Source organism: Pseudomonas sp. GD04091 (assembly GCF_029836165.1).
In the GTDB taxonomy this organism is placed as follows: domain Bacteria; phylum Pseudomonadota; class Gammaproteobacteria; order Pseudomonadales; family Pseudomonadaceae; genus Aquipseudomonas.
Window position 1 is genome coordinate 1 of record NZ_JAOEBG010000001.1, and the last position, 19321, is coordinate 19321.

Genomic DNA, 19321 nt, shown 5'->3' on the forward strand with positions numbered 1-19321 from the left:
CTGAAAGACAAAGCCCGCCGAAGCGGGCTTTGTTTGCGTCAGATCAAGCAGACAGCTCGACCAGCAGCTTGTTTAGGCGACGCACGTAGGCCGCCGGGTCCTTCAGGCTGTCACCCGCCGCCAGGGCCGCCTGGTCGAACAGGATGTGCGACAGCTCGGCGAAGCGGTCTTCGCTCTGCTCGCCATCAAGCTTCTCGATCAGCGGGTGGGTGGGGTTGAACTCGAAGATCGGCTTGGACTCCGGCACCTTCTGCCCGCTGGCCTCGAGAATCTGGCGCATCTGCAGGCCCAGGTCCTGTTCGCCGATGGCCAGGATCGCCGGCGAATCGGTCAGGCGGTGCGATACGCGCACTTCGGCAACGCTGTCACCCAGCGCACCTTTCAGGCGCTCGACCAGGCCCTCTTTGTCCTTGGCGACTTCTTCCTGGGCCTTCTTGTCCTCTTCGGAGTCCAGCTTGCCCAGGTCCAGGTCGCCACGGGCGACGTCGACGAAGGCCTTGCCATCGAACTCGTTGAGGTAGCTCATCAGCCACTCGTCGATGCGGTCGGTCAGCAGCAGCACTTCGATGCCTTTCTTGCGGAAGACTTCCAGGTGCGGGCTGTTCTTGACCTGGGCATAGGATTCGCCGGTCAGGTAGTAGATCTTGTCCTGACCTTCCTTGGCGCGGGCCAGGTAGTCCGCCAGGGCGACGCTCTGCTCGCCGCTGTCGTCATGGGTGGAGGCAAAGCGCAGCAGGCTTGCGATCTTCTCCTTGTTGGCGAAGTCCTCGGCCGGGCCTTCTTTCAGCACCTGCCCGAAATTCTTCCAGAAGCCCTTGTACTGCTCGGGTTCGTTCTTCGCCAGCTTCTCCAGCATGTCCAGCACACGCTTGGTCAGCGCGGTCTTCATCGACTCGATGATCGGATCTTTCTGCAGGATCTCGCGGGAGACGTTCAGCGACAGGTCGTTGGAGTCGACCACGCCCTTGATGAAACGCAGGTACAGCGGCAGGAACGACTCGGCCTGGTCCATGATGAACACGCGCTGCACGTACAGTTTCAGGCCGCGCGGCGCTTCGCGCTGGTACAGGTCGAACGGTGCGCGGGCCGGCACGTACAGCAGCGAGTTGTACTCCAGCTTGCCTTCGACCTTGTTGTGGCTCCAGGCCAGCGGGTTCTCGAAGTCATGGCCGATGTGCTTGTAGAACTCCTGGTATTCCTCGTCCTTCACCTCGGTGCGCGGACGGGTCCACAGGGCACTGGCGCGGTTGACGGTCTCCCACTCCTGGGCCGGCTGCTCCTCGCCTTCGGCTGGCGCGGGCTGTTCCTTCGGCAATTCGATCGGCAAGGCGATGTGGTCGGAGTATTTCTTGACGATGTTGCGCAGGCGCCAGCCATCGGCGAACTCGTCCTCGCCGCCCTTAAGGTGCAGGACGATACGGGTGCCGCGCTGCGGCTTGTCGATGGTCGAAACTTCGAACTCGCCCTCGCCCTTGGACGACCAGTGCACGCCCTCGGCGGCCGGCAGGCCGGCACGGCGGCTGAACACGTCGACCTTGTCGGCGACGATGAACGCAGAGTAGAAGCCCACGCCGAACTGACCGATCAGGTGCGAGTCCTTCTTCTGGTCGCCGGTGAGGTTCTTCATGAAGTCGGCGGTGCCGGACTTGGCGATGGTCCCCAGGTGAGCGATGACATCCTCGCGGCTCATGCCGATGCCGTTGTCCTCAAGGGTCACGGTATTGGCGGCCTTGTCGAAGCTCACGCGGATCTTCAGCTCGGCGTCGCCTTCGAGCAGCTCAGGCTTGGCCAGGGCCTCGAAACGCAGCTTGTCGGCGGCGTCGGAGGCGTTGGAGATCAGCTCGCGCAGGAAGATCTCCTTGTTCGAATACAGGGAATGGATCATGAGGTGCAGCAGCTGCTTTACCTCGGTCTGGAAGCCCAGGGTTTCTTTTTGAGTCTCCACACTCATGGTCTGCAAAACTCCAATCTGTTGGTTGGTGGCGCCTGCGGCCGCATGGCCTGCTTTTGATGGCGGATGTCCAGCAGATGGGGGCAGCCCTGACTATTTCAAGGGCTTTTCCGGTTCGATCTTGAAATGCGCACGCGCCGTGGCGATCGGCGTGTCGCGATCGCCCTGCCAGGCGGTGATGGCGACATTGGTCACGCGCCGCCCTTGGCGCCACAGCTGGCACTGGGCGTACGTGTCGCGGTAGTGCCCGGCGCGCAGGTAGTCGATGGAGAAGTCGATGATCTTCGGGATGCTCGCGCTTTCGCTGTAGATCAGCAGGTACAGGGCGGCGGACAGCTCCATGAAACCGGCGATCACCCCGCCGTGGATCGCCGGCAGCAATGGGTTGCCGATGTTGTCCGGGCTGGCGGGCAGGCGAAACAGCAGGTCATCGCCCTGGCGCTCGCACTCGATGCCGATCAGCCCGGCATAGGGAATCAGCGCCAGCAAGGGTTGGTAGTCGCCCTGGGCATGAGCCTGGTTCAATTGCCGGCGAACATCTGCGGGAATCACTCGCGCATCTCCTTTAGGCTGTTGCCGAAGCGAAGACCACCTTTGACGTCCTGTCCCAGGCGCATGAAGGTGCCGACGACCTGGCAGATCGGTTGCGCGGGGTCGTCCTGATAGGCGGTGCCACGGGTGAAGATCACATCGCGGCTCACCCGGTAGCACTGGGCATGACCATAGATGTCCTTGCCCGCCTCGGCCGGGTGCATATAGTCGATGCGCAGGTCCAGGGTCGGGCAGACTTCGAAGCGCGGCAACGCGCAGAGCGTGGCCATGCCGCAGGTGGTGTCCATGAGCGTGGTCAGCGCCCCACCATGCACCGCGCCCGTCTGCGGGTTACCGACAATGGCCGGCGACCACGGCAGCACCAGGGTCATGCCATCGGTATCGGCATGATGCACGCGCATCTGCAAGACCTGGCAATGTCTGAGGGCCGAGAGAAAACGCTCGGCCATCGCGATCAAAGGCGTTTCGTTCATGGCCCTTCCCTGCATAAAATCGGTAAAAAGTCTATATAGGCCAGACAGTTATATATCTGTAATCTTTGTGGAACTTATTCGCCGCCGGCGAACTCGAAGGAACAAGCAAAGTTATTCCACCAAGGAGAGACACCCCCATGCGTAAACCTTTTGCTTTTGCTCTGATGCTGGCCGCTGCCATGGGCCTGGCTGCTTGCGACAAGGCGAGCGAAGACAAGGCCCAGGACGCACAGCAACATGCCGAGCAAGCCCAGGAAAAGATGGGTGAAGCTCAGGATAAGATGAACGAAGCCGCCAAGGAAAACGCCGAAGCCGCCAAAGATCAGGCCGAAGCGCAGCAGAAGGCCGCCGAGGAAGCCGCTCCGGCCACCCCGGCACCGGAAACCGCACCGGCTGAACCTGCCAAGCAGTAATTGGCAGAATAAAAAAACCCGACAATGTCGGGTTTTTTTATGTCTGCATGTTTATTAGCTGAAAGGCTTCAGCCGACAACAGCGGAAGTTTCCTTGCCTGCCTCTTGTGGCGCACTTTCGGTGGGTGTGAACACCATCACTTCCAGCACATGGGAGTGGAATTCACGGCGATACAGAATGAATACCACTCCCACACTCATCACCATGAACAGCCAGGGGCTGATGAACCAGCTCAACATGGCCATACCAAAATAATAAGAACGCAATCCAAGGTTGAACTGATTGGCGGCCAGCGACAGTACGCGCGCCGCGCGGGAAGCAAACGCCTTGCGCTCCAGTTCGTTGACCTGGCGCTCGCCGATCATCGGCGCCGACCCCACCAGCACCGCCGCGAAGTTGTACTGGCGCATGCACCAGCTGAACGTGAAGAAGGCATAGACGAACACCGTCGCCAGGCACAGCAGCTTGATTTCCGACATGCCCTGCGAGGCTTGCTGCACCAGTGGCAGATCGGCCAGCAGCGACAGGGCACGGTCGGATGCGCCGAGCACGGTGAGGATGCCGGCGAGGATGATCAGGGTGCTGGAGGCGAAGAACGAGGCGTTGCGCTCCAGGTTACCGATCACGCTGGCGTCGGCGATGCGATTGTCGCGCAGCAGCATGCGGCGCATCCAGTCTTCGCGGTACAGATGCAGCACGCTGGCCAGGCAGGCGGTGTCGCGGCCTTTCCAGATCGCGTAGCGGGTGTAGCCGCCCCAGCAGATGGCGAACCAGCAGGCGGCCAGCAGGTTGGGAAGGTTGCTCAGGATAAAGTTCATGCAGGGTTCCAGAAGGCCAGATGCATAAGGAATCTCAACCGCGATTCGACGTTGCCGGGCAGCAAAAGGCACAGTTTATTTCCTGCATCTGCATCGCTCATGCGGGCCTCTTCGCGGGCAAGCCCGCGAAGAGGCCCGAACAGGCAATAAAAAACCCCGCTCCTTCACAGGAAGCGGGGTTCTGGTCTCCACCGTCGGCGGGGCCATTCGGCTTGTGGCCAGCGCCTGCCCTCGGGTTTCAATCCATCAGGCCAGCGCCTCGCGCGGCTTGCCCAGCATGCGGTCGCAGACCACCGCCACGCCCAGGGTGATGACCGAAGGCACCAGCCAGGCCATGCCCTGCTCGCTCAGCGGCAGATGGGCCATGGCATCCGGCAGCATGTGCGCGAGGCTGCTGCCTTTGATCGCGTCGACGACACCGAACAGCAGCGACACCAGCATGACCGGCGCCAGGATACGCACAGGCGAGTTCCACAGCTCTTTGACGAAGCTCAGGCCCACCACCACGATGCACGGCGGGTAGATGGCCGTCAGCACCGGGATCGAGAACATGATCAGCTTGGTCAGGCCCAGGTTGGAAATCAGCAGCGAGAAGCCGGCCAGGATCACCACCAGAGCGCGATACGACAGCGGCAGGATCTGGCTGAAGTACTCGGCGCAGGCGCAGGTCAGGCCGACTGCGGTCACCAGGCACGCCAGGGCGATCAGCACGGCGAGGAAGCCGCTGCCCAGCGAACCGAAGGTGTGCTGCACGTAGGCGTGCAGAACGGCGGCACCGTTGGTCGCGCCCATGGCGATGTCATGGCTGCCGGCACCCAGGCGGAACAGGCTGATGTACACCAGGGCCAGGCCGACACCAGCGATCAGGCCGGCGATGATGGCGTAGCGGGTGATCAGCTTCGGCGAATCCACGCCACGCGAACGGATGGCGTTGACGATGACGATGCCGAAGACCAGCGCACCCAGGGTGTCCATGGTCAGGTAGCCATTGATGAAGCCTTGCGAGAACGGCGCGGCGACATACTGCGGCTGGGCTTCGCCGATGGTGCCGGCGGGCAGCGCGAAGGCGGCGATACCGAGCACGGCCAAGGCGATGATCTTCAACGGGGCGAGGAAGCGGCCGACGGTATCGAGCAGCTTGCCCGGATACATCGACACCGCCAGCACCACCAGGAAGTACACCAGGCTGTAGATAAACAGCGCCAGCGGACTCTCGCCGGTCAGCGGCGCCACGCCCACTTCGAACGAGACGGTCGCGGTGCGGGGGGTCGCGAACAGCGGGCCGACCGAGAGGTAGCACACAGCCGCCAGCAGGCCACCGAAGAACTTGCCGATCGGGCTGCTCAGGGCGTCCATGCCGCCACCGACCTTGGCCAGGGCGACCACGGTGATGACCGGCAGGCCCACGGCGGTGACCAGAAAGCCAAGCGCAGCCATCCACACGTGCGGACCGGACTGCAGGCCGACGATGGGCGGGAAGATGATATTGCCGGCGCCGACGAACAGCGCGAACGTCATAAAGCCAAGTGCCAGGATATCCTGGCCTTTTAACACTTTCATTTAAGGAAGTACCACACTGCTGAAATCGGGAGTCGGAGGGGATTTCCCACAGGATGAAGGGAAATGCTGCCCGGCTTGGTGAGCCAGACCCGTTTAGCGTGTCGTTCCCTTTTGGGGTACGGGCACAGAGTGAACGCGTAGGGTACCTGTTTTGCCTGACAAACGCACTGGCACAGTGCTGCTTGTCCGATGTGCGTATGTGTTTGTCGTCTGGTTGAACGTGTTAGGCGACAATTTATTGCTCATTTGGGTAGATGTCTGGTTGAAATTCCTGATTGAAAGGATCGAGTTTTCCTAGGTGTGGGAGCGGCCTTGTGTCGCGAAAGGGCCGCGTAGCGGCCCCAGCGGTAGTTTGCATCGACGCTAGAACCCGGGGGCGGCTCTGCGGCCCTTTCGCGACACAAGGCCGCTCCCACAAAAAGCGTGATCGCCGATCGCCAAGAAAAACGACAAAGGCCACCCGAAGGTGGCCTCTGTGCGCGTGGGGGGTACTGCGTGTTACTTACTTCTTGACTTCCCAGCCAGTCAGCTCGGCCAAGGCCTTGCCGATGTCAGCCAGGGAACGCACGGTTTTCACACCGGCGTCCTGCAGGGCGGCGAACTTCTCGTCCGCAGTGCCCTTGCCACCAGAGATGATGGCGCCAGCGTGGCCCATGCGCTTGCCCGCAGGTGCGGTAACACCGGCGATGTAGGAAACGACAGGCTTGGTCACGTTGGCCTTGATGTAGGCCGCGGCTTCTTCTTCAGCGGAACCGCCGATCTCACCGATCATGACGATCGCTTCGGTCTTCGGGTCTTCCTGGAACAGCTTCAGGATGTCGATGAAGTTGGAGCCCGGAATCGGGTCACCGCCGATGCCGACGCAGGTCGACTGGCCGAAGCCGGCGTCGGTGGTCTGCTTGACAGCTTCGTAGGTCAGGGTGCCGGAACGCGAAACGATACCGACCTTGCCTGGCAGGTGGATGTGGCCTGGCATGATGCCGATCTTGCACTCGCCCGGGGTGATGACACCTGGGCAGTTAGGGCCGATCAGGGTCACGCCCAGCTCGTCGCACTTGACCTTGGCGTCCAGCATGTCGAGGGTAGGAATACCCTCGGTGATGCAGACGATCAGCTTGATGCCACCGAAGGCGGCTTCCAGGATGGAGTCCTTGCAGAAAGGAGCCGGTACGTAGATCACCGACGCGTCGGCGCCGGTGGCTTCTACAGCTTCTTTCACGGTGTTGAACACCGGCAGGCCCAGGTGGGTGGTGCCACCCTTGCCCGGGGTGACGCCACCGACCATCTTGGTGCCGTAGGCGATAGCCTGTTCGGAGTGGAAAGTACCCTGCGAGCCGGTGAAGCCCTGGCAGATGACCTTGGTGTCTTTATTGATCAGGACGCTCATTACTTGCCCTCCGCAGCTTTGACAACTTGTTGAGCAGCGTCGGTCAGGCTGGTTGCCGCAATGATGTTCAAACCGCTTTCTGCCAGTACTTTAGCGCCCAGTTCGGCGTTGTTGCCTTCGAGGCGAACGACGACCGGAACCTTGACGCCGACTTCTTTCACCGCGCCGATGATGCCTTCGGCAATCATGTCGCAGCGAACGATGCCGCCGAAGATGTTGACCAGAACGGCCGCGACATTGCTGTCGGACAGAATGATCTTGAACGCTTCGGTAACGCGCTCTTTGGTAGCGCCGCCGCCAACGTCGAGGAAGTTGGCTGGCTTGCCGCCGTGCAGGTTGACGATGTCCATGGTACCCATGGCCAGGCCGGCACCGTTGACCATGCAGCCGATGTTGCCTTCGAGGGCGACGTAGTTCAGTTCGAACTTGGCGGCGTGGGCTTCACGGGCGTCGTCCTGCGACGGGTCGTGGAAGGTCTTCAGCTTCGGCTGACGGTACATGGCGTTGGCGTCGATGTTGATCTTGGCATCGAGGCAGTGCAGATCGCCATCGGCCTTGATCACCAGCGGGTTCACTTCCAGCAGGGCCAGATCGTGATCCTTGAACAGCTTGGCCAGGCCTACGAAGATCTTGGCGAACTGTTGTACCTGCTTGCCTTCCAGACCCAGCTGGAACGCCAGTTCACGACCCTGGAACGGCTGAGCGCCGACCAGCGGATCGATGGTGGCCTTGAGGATCTTCTCGGGAGTTTCGTGAGCGACCTTCTCGATGTCCACGCCACCTTCGGTGGAGGCCATGAACACGATGCGGCGGCTCGAACGATCGACTACAGCGCCCAGGTACAGCTCTTTGGCGATGTCAGTGCAGGATTCGACCAGGATCTTGGAAACTGGCTGACCATTGGCGTCGGTCTGGTAGGTGACCAGGTTCTTGCCCAGCCACTGTGCAGCGAACGCCTTGGCGTCTTCCTTGCTGCGAACCAGCTTGACGCCACCGGCCTTGCCGCGACCACCGGCGTGAACCTGGGCCTTAACAACCCACTCGGAACCGCCGATCTTTTCGCAGGCTTCAGCAGCTTGCTCAGGGGTATCGACAGCGAAACCCTTGGAAACTGGCAGGCCGTATTCAGCGAACAGCTGCTTACCCTGATACTCGTGAAGATTCATGCTTTTTACCGTCTTCGTTAGGTACTGCGCTTCGGCGCTGCGCCATTACTGGCGCCGCACCACCTGTGACCGTTGACCCCGGGTTTTCCCGTGTGATCCGGTCCGGCGGACGTTCCGCGGTGAGTCTTGCACGCAAGACCCACGACGGGCAGCCCGCCGTGGTTTCTTATAATTAACGCTTCTTACGGTTGGCCACGTGAATGGCGCCGCCATTCACGGCCAGCGCTGCTTCATGCAGCGCTTCGGACAGGGTCGGATGGCTGAAGACCATCATGCCCAGATCCTCGGCACTGGTGCCGAATTCCATCGCGATCGCGCCCTGCTGCACCAGCTCGGCAGCCGACGGGCCGATCACGTGCACACCCAGTACGCGGTCGGTCTTGGCGTCGGCGATGACCTTGACGAAACCACCGGTATCGTTGGCCGCCATCGCACGGCCGCTGGCCGCGAACGGGAAGGTGCCCACGTTAACCTCAACGCCTTCGGCTTTCAACGCCTGTTCGGTCTTGCCGACCCACGCGATTTCCGGGTGGGTGTAGATGACCGAAGGGATCAGGTCGTAGTTCATCTGGGCCTTGTGGCCCTTGATGCGCTCGACGACCATGATGCCCTCTTCCGAGGCCTTGTGCGCCAGCATCAGGCCACGCACCACGTCACCGATGGCATAGACGCCCGGAACGCTGGTGGCGCAGTGGTCGTCGACGTAGATGTAGCCACGCTCGTCGATGGTCACGCCACTGTCGGCGGCCAGCAGATCGGTGGTCACCGGACGACGGCCGACCGCGACGATCAGCTTGTCGAAGGTGATCTTCTGCTCGCCTTCGGCGTTGGTGTAGGTGACTTCGACTTCATTGCCGTTGACCTTCGAGCCGGTGACGCGCGCGCCCAGCTTGATGTCCAGGCCTTGCTTGGTCAGGGTCTTCTGGGCTTCTTTCGACACGGCGGCGTCGGCAGCCATCAGGAAGGTGTCCAGAGCTTCCAGGACGGTGACTTCGGCACCCAGGCGAGCCCACACCGAACCCAGCTCCAGGCCGATCACGCCAGCGCCGATGACGCCCAGGCGCTTGGGAACCGATTGGAATTCCAGGGCGCCGGTGGAGTCGACGATGACGTTCTGGTCGACCGGGGCCGGCGGAATGTCGATCGGACGCGAGCCGGAGGCCAGGATCACGTTCTCGGCTTCGATGATCTCGGTGGTGCCGTCAGCCTTGGTGACTTCGACTTTCTTGCCGGCCAGCAGCTTGCCGTGGCCCTGGATCGAAGTGACGCCGTTGGCCTTGAACAGGGTGGCGACGCCACCGGTCAGGTTCTTGACGATGCCGGCCTTGCGGCCAACCATCGCGGCGACGTCCATCTTCACTTCACCGGTGGAGATACCGTGGACGTTGAAGCTCTCTTTGGCTTCCTTGTACTTCCAGGAGCTGTCCAGCAGCGCCTTGGAAGGAATGCAGCCCACGTTCAGGCAGGTGCCGCCCAGGGCCAGCTTGCCCTCGGCGTCGGTGTACTTCTCGATACAGGCAGTCTTCAGACCGAGTTGGGCGGCCTTGATGGCGGCAACATAGCCGCCAGGACCTGCACCAATCACCACTACGTCGAATTTCTGGGTCATAAAAGATTCCTTATCAGCTACAAGCTACAGGCCGCGTACCGCACGCCCCCGCCTCTTGCGAAGAGCGGGGCCGGCGGCGCGCAGCTAGTTGATTAGATGTCCAGCAGCAGGCGAGACGGATCTTCCAGCAGGTTCTTGATGGTCACCAGGAAGGTTACCGCTTCCTTGCCGTCGATCAGGCGGTGGTCGTAGGACAGCGCCAGGTACATCATCGGACGGATCACGACCTGGCCGTTGATGGCCATCGGACGCTGGATGATGTTGTGCATGCCCAGGATCGCGGCCTGCGGCGGGTTGACGATCGGGGTCGACATCATCGAGCCGAAGGTACCACCGTTGGTGATGGTGAAGGTACCGCCGGTCATCTCTTCGATAGCCAGCTTGCCGTCACGGGCCTTCTTGCCGAAGGTGGCGATGCCGTTCTCGATTTCGGCCAGGCTCATCGACTCGGCGTTGCGCAGGACCGGAACCACCAGGCCACGGTCGCTGGAAACAGCGACGCCGACGTCGGCATAGCCGTGGTAGACGATGTCGTTGCCGTCGATCGAAGCGTTGACCGCTGGGAAGCGCTTCAGCGCCTCGGTGGCCGCCTTGACGAAGAACGACATGAAGCCCAGACGCACGCCGTTGTGAGTCTTCTCGAACAGGTCCTTGTACTTCGAACGCAGGGCCATGACTTCGGTCATGTCGACTTCGTTGAAGGTGGTCAGCATGGCCATGCTCGACTGCGCTTCGACCAGACGCTCGGCGATCTTGGCGCGCAGGCGGGTCATCGGCACGCGCTTCTCGGTGCGGTCGCCAGCGGCGACAACCACTGGAGCAGCGGCGGCGGCAGGCTTGGCGGCAGGAGCGGCGGCAGGCGTGGACTTCTTGTTGGCGACTGCGGCGACAACGTCTTCCTTGGTGACGCGACCGCCCTTGCCGGTGCCGGCAACGGTGGCCAGGTCGATGCCGTTCTCTTCAGCCAGCTTGCGCGCGGCTGGAGCGGCGACCGGGTCGTCTTCGCCTGCATCGGTACCGGCGGCAGCAGGTGCTGCGGCCGGAGCAGCAGCGGCAGCCGGGGCTGCGGCGGCGCCACCTTCAACGATCGAGCCCAGTACTTCGTCGGACAGGACGGTGTCGCCCTCACCCTTGACGATGGCGCCCAGCACGCCGTCGGCGGTGGCCAGAACTTCCAGGACGACCTTGTCGGTCTCGATGTCGACGATCAGCTCGTCACGCTTGACGGCATCGCCCGGCTGCTTGTGCCAGGTGGCAACGGTGCCATCGGCAACCGATTCCGGGAAGGTTGGGGCTTTGATCTCGATAGCCATTATCAGTGTTTCCTTAAATTCGGTTTCAGGTGCGCGAAGGCGTTAGACAGTGAAGGCGTCTTGCAGCAGTTTTTCCTGCTGTTCGGCGTGCTTCGATGCGTAACCACAGGCTGGCGCGGCGGAGGCGTCGCGGCCGGCGTATTCCAGGACCAGTGCCTTGTTGTGGCGGCCCAGGATACGGCGCATGTGATGCTGGCTGCTGTACCAGGCGCCCTGGTTCATCGGCTCTTCCTGGCACCATACGGCATGCTTGAGGTTGCTGTACTGCGCGAGGATTTCGACCAGGTCGTCCTCCGGGAACGGGTACAGCTGCTCGAGACGCAGGATGGCGATGTCTTCGCGGCCTTCGGCACGGCGTTTTTCCAGCAGGTCGTAGTAGACCTTGCCGCTGCACAGCACCAGGCGCTCGACCTTGGCCGGATCGATTGCGTCGATTTCCGGGATCACGGTCTGGAACGAACCTTCTGCCAGGTCTTCCAGAGTCGAGATGGCCAGTTTGTGGCGCAGCAGCGACTTCGGCGTCAGGACCACCAGCGGCTTGCGCAGCGGGCGGATGACCTGGCGACGCAGCAGGTGGTAGATCTGTGCCGGGGTGGTCGGTACGCAGACCTGGATGTTGTGCTCGGCGCACAGCTGCAGGTAACGCTCCAGGCGCGCGGAGGAGTGCTCCGGCCCCTGCCCTTCATAGCCGTGTGGCAGCAGCATGGTCAGACCGCACAGGCGGCCCCACTTGTGCTCGCCGCTGGTGATGAACTGGTCGATCACCACTTGCGCACCGTTGGCGAAGTCGCCGAACTGGGCTTCCCAGATCACCAGCGCGTTCGGCGTGGTGGTCGAGTAGCCGTATTCGAAGGCCAGTACCGCTTCTTCCGACAGGAAGGAGTCGTACAGGTCGAAGCGCGGCTGGCCCGGGAACAGGTTCTGCAGCGGTACGTAGGTGCTGGCGTCCTTCTGGTTGTGCAACACCGCATGGCGGTGCGAGAAGGTGCCACGGCCGATGTCCTGGCCGGTCATGCGGATCGGGTGACCTTCGAACTGCAGGGTGGCGTAGGCCATGGTCTCTGCATAACCCCAGTTGATCGGCAAGCCACCGGCCTGCATCTTCTGGCGATCTTCGTAGATCTTCGCCACCTGGCGCTGAACAACGAAACCTTCAGGCAGCTCGAGCAGCTTGGCCGACAGCTCCTGCAGGGTCTTGAGGTCGAAGCGGGTGTCGTGACGCGCGGTCCAGGCATGGCCCAGGTAGGGGCGCCAGTCGACGAACAACTCGCGGTTCGGCTCCTTGACCAGGCTCTTGACCACGTGCAGGCCATTGTCCAGGGCGTTGCGGTATTCGTCGATCTTGGCCTGGGCGCGTTCGGCGTCGATGCGACCGGCGCTGATCAGTTGCTCAGCGTACAGCTCACGAGTGGTGCGCTGCTTGCTGATCTGCTGGTACATCAGCGGCTGGGTGCCGTTCGGCTCGTCGGCCTCGTTGTGGCCGCGACGACGGTAGCAGACCAGGTCGATGACCACGTCACGCTTGAACTGCATGCGGTAGTCGATGGCCAGCTGGGTGACGAACATCACCGCTTCCGGATCGTCGCCGTTCACGTGCAGGATCGGCGCCTGGATCATCTTGGCAACGTCGGTGGCGTACTCGGTGGAACGCGAGTCCAGCGGGTTGCTGATGGTGAAGCCAACCTGGTTGTTGATCACGATGTGCACGGTGCCGCCGGTCTTGAAACCGCGGGTCTGCGACATCTGGAAGGTTTCCATGACCACACCCTGGCCGGCGAACGCAGCGTCACCATGGATGGAGATCGGCAGAACCTTGTCGCCAACGGTGTCGTTGCGGCGATCCTGGCGGGCGCGAACCGAACCTTCCACCACTGGCGAGACGATTTCCAGGTGGGAGGGGTTGAACGCCATGGCCAGGTGGACTTCGCCACCGGGGGTCATCACGTTGGAAGAGAAGCCCTGGTGATACTTCACGTCACCGGAGCCCAGCTCGTTCATCTTCTTGCCTTCGAACTCGTCGAACAGCTCGCGCGGGTTCTTGCCGAAGGTGTTGACGAGCACGTTCAGGCGGCCACGGTGGGCCATGCCGATCACGACTTCCTTGGTGCCGTACGAGCCGGAGCGCTGGATCATCTCGTCCAGCATCGGGATCAGGCTTTCGCCGCCCTCGAGGCCGAAGCGCTTGGTACCTGGGTACTTGGTGCCCAGGTACTTCTCCAGGCCCTCACCGGCCGTGACGCGCTCGAGCAGGTGGGCCTGCACGTCGGCGGAGAATTCCGGACGGCCACGCACGCTTTCCAGGCGCTGCTGGAACCAGCTGCGCTGCTCGGAATCGACGATGTGGGTGAACTCGGCGCCAATGGTGCGACAATATGTCTTCTGCAGCGCTTCGAAGATTTCGCGTAGGCTCGCTTCCTCTTTGCCGATGAACAGGTCGCCGGCACGGAAGGTCGTATCAAGATCGGCATTGGTCAAGCCGTAGTGATTGATCGACAGGTCTACGGGCGCAGGGCGCTGCCACAACCCCAACGGGTCGAGCTTGGCAGCCTGATGGCCGCGCATACGATAGGCCTGGATCAGTCGCAGCACTTCAACCTGCTTCTTCTCGTGTTCACTGCTCACGCTCCCGGCGGAAACCGGTTGGGCGCGGCGCTGGTTCTTTGCCAGCAGTACGAAATGGTCGCGGATCGTCGAGTGCGATACATCGGTAGCGGTGCTGCCGTCGGCGGGCAACTTCTGGAAGTAGGTGCGCCACTCTTCTGGCACAGCGTTAGGGTCGTGCAGGTAGAGCTCATAAAGCTCTTCCACATATGCAGCGTTACCACCTGAAAGGTGGGCGCTTTCCCACATGCGCTGCATCACGCTTTCTTGCATGCTTGGTCACCCTCGGTTAGGGGACTGATCGGCGAGAGCCACAGCAAACCTGGAAAAGTCCGAACACAGCGACTGAACCACGCCACCTGGATCCTGCTGATTTTCCGGGTACCAGCCCGGAAGCCCCTGCTGGTCTCATATCTTCATAGGTAATGAGCGCGGGCTTTGTGGGCCCTTGCTCGGGTTTTACCTCGGTGCGGGCTCACACCCGCACCTCGGCTTACTGCAGGTACAACGTTTGAATCAGGTGCCGCTTTGCAGCAGCATGTTACGCACGTGGCCGATTGCCTTGGTCGGGTTCAGACCCTTGGGGCAGACGTTCACGCAGTTCATGATCCCGCGGCAGCGGAAGACGCTGAACGGGTCATCCAGGGACGCCAGGCGCTCCTGAGTCTTGGTGTCGCGGCTGTCGGCCAGGAAACGGTAGGCCTGCAGCAGCGCGGCGGGGCCCAGGAACTTGTCCGGGTTCCACCAGAACGACGGGCAGGAAGTCGAGCAGCAAGCGCACAGGATGCACTCGTACAGACCGTCCAGCTTGTCGCGATCTTCCGGCGACTGCAGACGCTCGATGGCCGGAGCCGGCGTATCGTTCTGCAGGAACGGCTTCACCTTCTCGTACTGCTTGTAGAAGATGCTCATATCAACGACCAGGTCACGGATAACCGGCAGACCTGGCAGCGGACGCAGGATCAACTTGTTACCTTTTACGACAGCAGACAGCGGCGTGATGCACGCCAGGCCGTTCTTGCCGTTGATGTTCATGCCGTCGGAACCGCAGACACCTTCACGGCAGGAGCGACGGTACGAGAAGCCCTCGTCCTGCTCCTTGATCAGCGCCAGCACGTCCAGGACCATCAGATCCTTGCCGCCGGTGTCGACCTGGAAGGTCTGCATCTTGGGCGCCGAATCGGTGTCCGGGTTGTAACGATAAACTTCGACTTGCAACATAGCGGCCACCCTTAGTAAGTCCGGACTTTTGGTTCGAAGGCAGGAACTGTCTTCGGCGCAAAGTTGACGCCACGCTTGGCGACGCGCTTCTCACCCGGGTAGTACAGGGTGTGGCACAGCCAGTTCTCGTCGTCACGGTCTTCGAAGTCTTCACGGGCATGAGCGCCGCGGGACTCTTTACGGGCTTCGGCGGCGATGGCGGTAGCTTCGGCGACTTCCAGCAGGTTCTGCAGCTCCAGCGCTTCGATACGCGCGGTGTTGAAGGCCTGGGACTTGTCGTTGATCTTGACGTTGGCGATGCGGTCACGCAGGCCAGCCAGCTGCTCGATACCCTTCTGCATGTATTCACCGGTACGGAATACACCGAAATAGTTCTGCATGCAGTTCTGCAGCTCGCGCTTGAGGCTTGCAACGTCTTCACCGGTGGTGCGCTCGTTGAGCTTGTTCAGGCGATTGAGGGCGACATCCACGTCGGTGTCGCTGGCATCGCGGTATTCGACGCCGTCGCTCAGGGCCTTCTCCAGGTGCAGGCCGGCCGCACGACCGAACACCACCAGGTCGAGCAGCGAATTGCCGCCCAGGCGGTTGGCACCGTGAACCGATACGCACGCCACTTCACCGACCGCGAACAGGCCAGGAATGATGTGATCCTTGCCGTCGGCGTCCATGGTGATGGCCTGGCCATGAATGTTGGTGGCAACGCCGCCCATCATGTAGTGGCAGGTCGGCACGACCGGTACCGGCGCGACCACAGGGTCGACGTGGGCGAAGGTCTTGGACAGCTCGCAGATACCTGGCAGGCGGCTGTGCAGCACTTCCTCGCCCAGATGGTCCAGCTTCAGCAGTACGTGGTCCTTGTTCGGACCCACGCCGTTGCCGGCGATGATCTCTTTGACCATCGAGCGGGCGACCACGTCGCGACCGGCCAGGTCCTTCGCGTTCGGCGCGTAACGCTCCATGAAGCGCTCACCGTGGGCGTTGATCAGGTAGCCACCCTCACCACGGCAACCTTCGGTTACCAGTACACCGGCGCCGGCGATACCGGTCGGGTGGAACTGCCACATCTCGATGTCCTGCACCGGTACACCGGCACGCAGGGCCATGCCGATACCGTCGCCGGTATTGATCAGGGCATTGGTGGTGGAGGCGTAGATACGGCCCGCACCGCCGGTAGCCAGAACGGTGGCCTTGGACTTGATGTACATGGTTTCGCCGGTTTCGATGCAGATCGCGATCACACCGACGAACGCGCCGTCCTGGTTCTTCACCAGGTCAACGGCGTAGTACTCGTTGAGGAAGGTGGTGCCTGCCTTCAGGTTGCCCTGGTACAGGGTGTGCAGCAGCGCGTGACCGGTACGGTCGGAAGCTGCACAGGTACGGGCAGCCTGGCCACCCTTGCCGAAGTCCTTGGACTGGCCACCGAACGGACGCTGGTAGATGCGGCCGGTTTCGGTACGGGAGAACGGCAGGCCCATGTGGTCCAGCTCGAAGACCGCGGCCGGGCCTTCCTGACACATGTACTCGATCGCGTCCTGGTCACCGATGTAGTCGGAACCCTTGACGGTGTCGTACATGTGCCAGCGCCAGTCGTCGTTCGGGTCGGCCGAAGCGATGGCGCAGGTGATGCCGCCCTGGGCGGAAACGGTGTGCGAACGGGTCGGGAACACCTTGGTGACTACGGCGGTCTTGTGGCCGCCTTGAGCCAGTTGCAGTGCTGCGCGCATGCCCGCGCCGCCGCCACCGATGATGATGGCGTCGAAGGAAATCGTTGGAATGTTAGCCATGAATCAGATACCCCAGAGAATCTGCACACCCCAGACGAAGTACGCGAACATCGCTACGCCGCATACAGCCTGGAACAGGAAACGAATCGCAGTCGCCGACTTGCCGAACGACATCGGCGTCAGGTAGTCGGTGGCAATGGTCCACATGCCGACCCAGGCGTGGGCGCCCAGGGCAACGAGGGCCAGCAGACTGAAGATGCGCATCGCGTTGTTGGAGAACAGAGCGTGCCACTGGGCGTAGTCGATACCCGGATGGGCGGCGAGGTAGCCGATCAGGAAGATGAAGTAAGCCGCGAGAACGACCGCCGAGACGCGCTGCGCCATCCAGTCGTAGAGGCCCGAACGCGACAGGTTCGTGACGTTAGTTACCATACCCAAACTCCTGCCAGAACGATCAACACCACGGAGATGACGATCACGATTTTCGAGCCCAGCTTGCCGCCTTCCAGCGTCTCACCGATGCCCATGTCCATGATCAGGTGGCGCACACCTGCCACGAGGTGATACAGCAGGCCGGACAGCAGGCCCCAGGTCACCAGTTTGGCCAGCGGACTGGTCAGACACGCCTTCACCTCGGCAAAGCCTTCCTCGGAACCCAGCGACTTGCCCAGTGCATACAGCATGATGGCAAGGCCGAGGAACAGGATGACGCCGGAGATACGGTGAAGAATGGACGTGTACGCGGTGATCGGGAGTTTGATGGTCCTTAGGTCTAGGTTTACAGGTCGTTGGCTTTTCACGGCTTTTTTCACACTGAAGAGCCCCTAGCTAACAGGGCAAAGTTGTTGGTAAGTGTACTGGTCAGGTACCCACCACCCAGGAGAGCGACGACACCCAGCAGGACGGGCCGGAAAGCCCCTGGGAGTCGGCTGCCGAGTATAGACAGTTAGGCTGCTTATGACAACGTGAGGGGCTAGCCCAAATAGCGCATTGCCTTTAGTGAGCAAAAGGCGTAAACGGGCGAGAATTTCGTGAAAAATCAGGGCTCAGAGGGCGTTTCAACCAGCCTTTAGGCAAATTGACATTCGAATTTATCCCTCTATAGTGGTGCGGGCCCTGCGTGGGGGGTCTGTCTGATGATTTCAAGCATTAATAGGAGGCCACATGGCTGACAAAAAAGCGCAGTTGATCATCGAGGGCGCTGCCCCCGTCGAGCTGCCCATTTTAACCGGCACCGTTGGTCCCGATGTTATCGACGTCCGCGGGTTGGGGGCATCCGGCCACTTCACCTTCGACCCTGGCTTCATGGCGACCGCCTCGTGCGAGTCGAAGATCACCTACATCGACGGCGACAAGGGCGTCCTGCTGCACCGCGGCTACCCGATCGAACAGCTCGCCGAGAAATCGGACTACCTCGAGACCTGCTACCTGCTGCTCAACGGCGAACTGCCGAACGCCGAGCAAAAGGCCCAGTTCGTCAGCACCGTGAAGAACCACACCATGGTTCACGAGCAGCTGAAATCCTTCTTCAACGGCTTCCGCCGCGACGCCCACCCGATGGCGGTGATGTGCGGCGTGGTCGGCGCCCTGTCGGCGTTCTATCACGACTCGCTGGACATCAATAACCCGCAGCACCGCGAGATCTCCGCGGTTCGCCTGGTCGCCAAGATGCCGACCCTGGCGGCGATGGTCTACAAGTACTCCATGGGCCAGCCCATGATGTACCCGCGCAACGACCTGTCGTACGCGGAGAACTTCCTGCACATGATGTTCAACACCCCGTGCGAGATCAAACCGATCAGCCCGGTACTGGCCAAGGCAATGGACCGGATCTTCATCCTCCACGCCGACCACGAGCAGAACGCCTCCACCTCCACCGTACGCCTGGCGGGCTCTTCGGGCGCCAACCCGTTCGCCTGTATCGCCGCTGGCATCGCCGCCCTGTGGGGCCCGGCCCACGGTGGCGCGAACGAAGCGGTGCTGACCATGCTCGATGAGATCGGCGACGTCTCGAACATCGACAAGTACATCGCCAAGGCCAAGGACAAGAACGATCCGTTCAAGCTCATGGGCTTCGGTCACCGCGTGTACAAGAACCGCGATCCACGCGCCACCGTGATGAAACAGACCTGCGACGAAGTGCTGGGCGAGCTGGGCATCAAGAACGATCCGCAGCTGGAACTGGCCATGCGCCTGGAAGAGATCGCCCTGACCGATCCGTACTTCATCGAGCGCTCGCTGTACCCGAACGTCGACTTCTACTCGGGCATCATCCTCAAGGCCATCGGCATTCCGACCAGCATGTTCACCGTGATCTTCGCCCTGGCACGTACCGTGGGCTGGATCTCGCACTGGAAAGAAATGCTCTCCGGCCCGTACAAGATCGGCCGTCCGCGTCAGCTGTACACCGGCTACGAGCAGCGTGACATCGTCGAGCTGAAAGACCGCAAGTAAGCCTGCTGGCTGAACGCGAAAAGGCTGCCCTCGGGCAGCCTTTTTTGTTCCGGCCTAGACGATCTGCTTCTCTGCAGGA

Annotated in this window: 16 protein-coding genes; 2 read left to right on the forward strand and 14 right to left on the reverse strand. The window is 61.7% G+C overall.

What is annotated here, in order from left to right:
- Positions 1 to 43 precede the first annotated feature (43 nt).
- From htpG to N7422_RS00015, 3 genes are all read right to left on the reverse strand, one after another.
- Positions 44 to 1951, reverse strand: a complete 1908-nt coding sequence (htpG, locus tag N7422_RS00005) for a molecular chaperone HtpG (RefSeq protein ID WP_279804494.1) — start codon at positions 1949 to 1951, stop codon at positions 44 to 46.
- Positions 1952 to 2044: 93 nt separating this feature from the next.
- The gene (locus N7422_RS00010; protein ID WP_279804495.1) at positions 2045 to 2503 is read right to left on the reverse strand and encodes a PaaI family thioesterase; all 459 of its coding nucleotides are present in this window, start codon (positions 2501 to 2503) and stop codon (positions 2045 to 2047) included.
- The gene (locus N7422_RS00015) at positions 2500 to 2976 is read right to left on the reverse strand and encodes a PaaI family thioesterase (RefSeq protein ID WP_279804496.1); all 477 of its coding nucleotides are present in this window, start codon (positions 2974 to 2976) and stop codon (positions 2500 to 2502) included. The genes N7422_RS00010 and N7422_RS00015 overlap by 4 nt, the downstream gene beginning before the upstream one ends.
- A 137-nt stretch (positions 2977 to 3113) precedes the next feature.
- On the opposite strand from N7422_RS00015, the gene N7422_RS00020 reads away from it, so the two are divergent.
- The gene (locus N7422_RS00020) at positions 3114 to 3389 is read left to right on the forward strand and encodes a hypothetical protein (RefSeq protein WP_279804497.1); all 276 of its coding nucleotides are present in this window, start codon (positions 3114 to 3116) and stop codon (positions 3387 to 3389) included.
- A 68-nt stretch (positions 3390 to 3457) separates the two neighbouring features.
- Here the strand turns inward: N7422_RS00020 and N7422_RS00025 are convergent, their stop codons facing one another.
- The 11 genes from N7422_RS00025 to sdhC all read right to left on the reverse strand — a co-directional run bounded on the left by N7422_RS00025 (position 3458) and on the right by sdhC (position 17600).
- Complete coding sequence (locus N7422_RS00025; RefSeq protein WP_279804498.1) at positions 3458 to 4207, reverse strand: DUF599 family protein; 750 nt, start codon at positions 4205 to 4207, stop codon at positions 3458 to 3460.
- 246 nt (positions 4208 to 4453) lie between these two features.
- Positions 4454 to 5767, reverse strand: coding sequence for a branched-chain amino acid transport system II carrier protein (gene brnQ / locus N7422_RS00030; RefSeq protein ID WP_279804499.1), 1314 nt, complete (start codon positions 5765 to 5767; stop codon positions 4454 to 4456).
- 502 nt (positions 5768 to 6269) lie between these two features.
- A complete protein-coding gene (sucD, locus tag N7422_RS00035; RefSeq protein ID WP_004376004.1) occupies positions 6270 to 7154 on the reverse strand; it encodes a succinate--CoA ligase subunit alpha in 885 nt (294 codons plus the stop codon).
- Entirely contained in the window at positions 7154 to 8320 is a 1167-nt protein-coding gene (gene sucC, locus N7422_RS00040; RefSeq protein ID WP_194790987.1) for an ADP-forming succinate--CoA ligase subunit beta, read from the reverse strand. The genes sucD and sucC overlap by 1 nt, the downstream gene beginning before the upstream one ends.
- Before the next feature lie 172 nt (positions 8321 to 8492).
- A complete protein-coding gene (gene lpdA / locus N7422_RS00045) occupies positions 8493 to 9929 on the reverse strand; it encodes a dihydrolipoyl dehydrogenase (RefSeq protein WP_279804500.1) in 1437 nt (478 codons plus the stop codon).
- A 92-nt stretch (positions 9930 to 10021) separates the two neighbouring features.
- Positions 10022 to 11242 (reverse strand): 2-oxoglutarate dehydrogenase complex dihydrolipoyllysine-residue succinyltransferase, encoded by a 1221-nt coding sequence (gene odhB / locus N7422_RS00050; protein ID WP_279804501.1) that lies wholly within the window; start codon positions 11240 to 11242, stop codon positions 10022 to 10024.
- Positions 11243 to 11284: 42 nt separating this feature from the next.
- Positions 11285 to 14116, reverse strand: a complete 2832-nt coding sequence (locus N7422_RS00055; RefSeq protein ID WP_279804502.1) for a 2-oxoglutarate dehydrogenase E1 component — start codon at positions 14114 to 14116, stop codon at positions 11285 to 11287.
- 243 nt (positions 14117 to 14359) lie between these two features.
- On the reverse strand, positions 14360 to 15064 hold the full coding sequence (locus N7422_RS00060) for a succinate dehydrogenase iron-sulfur subunit (protein WP_011534752.1): 705 nt from the start codon (positions 15062 to 15064) through the stop codon (positions 14360 to 14362).
- Between the two features lie 11 nt (positions 15065 to 15075).
- Positions 15076 to 16848: a succinate dehydrogenase flavoprotein subunit gene (gene sdhA / locus N7422_RS00065; protein WP_279804503.1), complete on the reverse strand. Its 1773-nt coding sequence runs from the start codon at positions 16846 to 16848 to the stop codon at positions 15076 to 15078.
- Between the two features lie 3 nt (positions 16849 to 16851).
- Complete coding sequence (gene sdhD, locus N7422_RS00070; RefSeq protein ID WP_028690455.1) at positions 16852 to 17220, reverse strand: succinate dehydrogenase, hydrophobic membrane anchor protein; 369 nt, start codon at positions 17218 to 17220, stop codon at positions 16852 to 16854.
- Positions 17214 to 17600, reverse strand: a complete 387-nt coding sequence (gene sdhC / locus N7422_RS00075) for a succinate dehydrogenase, cytochrome b556 subunit (RefSeq protein WP_011534755.1) — start codon at positions 17598 to 17600, stop codon at positions 17214 to 17216. The genes sdhD and sdhC overlap by 7 nt, the downstream gene beginning before the upstream one ends.
- Positions 17601 to 17952: 352 nt before the next feature.
- Here sdhC and gltA point away from each other — a divergent pair, with 352 nt between their 5' ends.
- Positions 17953 to 19242, forward strand: coding sequence for a citrate synthase (gene gltA / locus N7422_RS00080; RefSeq protein ID WP_279804504.1), 1290 nt, complete (start codon positions 17953 to 17955; stop codon positions 19240 to 19242).
- The last annotated feature ends 79 nt before the right edge of the window (positions 19243 to 19321 follow it).

Excerpts from the sequence above, each read along its gene's own strand:
- htpG (WP_279804494.1), bottom strand. The coding sequence starts at position 1,951 with ATGAGTGTGGAGACTCAAAAAGAAACCCTGGGCTTCCAGACCGAGGTA.
- N7422_RS00015 (WP_279804496.1), bottom strand. The coding sequence starts at position 2,976 with ATGAACGAAACGCCTTTGATCGCGATGGCCGAGCGTTTTCTCTCGGCC.
- N7422_RS00020 (WP_279804497.1), top strand. The coding sequence starts at position 3,114 with ATGCGTAAACCTTTTGCTTTTGCTCTGATGCTGGCCGCTGCCATGGGC.
- N7422_RS00025 (WP_279804498.1), bottom strand. The coding sequence starts at position 4,207 with ATGAACTTTATCCTGAGCAACCTTCCCAACCTGCTGGCCGCCTGCTGG.
- brnQ (WP_279804499.1), bottom strand. The coding sequence starts at position 5,767 with ATGAAAGTGTTAAAAGGCCAGGATATCCTGGCACTTGGCTTTATGACG.
- sucD (WP_004376004.1), bottom strand. The coding sequence starts at position 7,154 with ATGAGCGTCCTGATCAATAAAGACACCAAGGTCATCTGCCAGGGCTTC.
- sucC (WP_194790987.1), bottom strand. The coding sequence starts at position 8,320 with ATGAATCTTCACGAGTATCAGGGTAAGCAGCTGTTCGCTGAATACGGC.
- lpdA (WP_279804500.1), bottom strand. The coding sequence starts at position 9,929 with ATGACCCAGAAATTCGACGTAGTGGTGATTGGTGCAGGTCCTGGCGGC.
- odhB (WP_279804501.1), bottom strand. The coding sequence starts at position 11,242 with ATGGCTATCGAGATCAAAGCCCCAACCTTCCCGGAATCGGTTGCCGAT.
- N7422_RS00055 (WP_279804502.1), bottom strand. The coding sequence starts at position 14,116 with ATGCAAGAAAGCGTGATGCAGCGCATGTGGGAAAGCGCCCACCTTTCA.
- N7422_RS00060 (WP_011534752.1), bottom strand. The coding sequence starts at position 15,064 with ATGTTGCAAGTCGAAGTTTATCGTTACAACCCGGACACCGATTCGGCG.
- sdhA (WP_279804503.1), bottom strand. The coding sequence starts at position 16,848 with ATGGCTAACATTCCAACGATTTCCTTCGACGCCATCATCATCGGTGGC.
- sdhD (WP_028690455.1), bottom strand. The coding sequence starts at position 17,220 with ATGGTAACTAACGTCACGAACCTGTCGCGTTCGGGCCTCTACGACTGG.
- gltA (WP_279804504.1), top strand. The coding sequence starts at position 17,953 with ATGGCTGACAAAAAAGCGCAGTTGATCATCGAGGGCGCTGCCCCCGTC.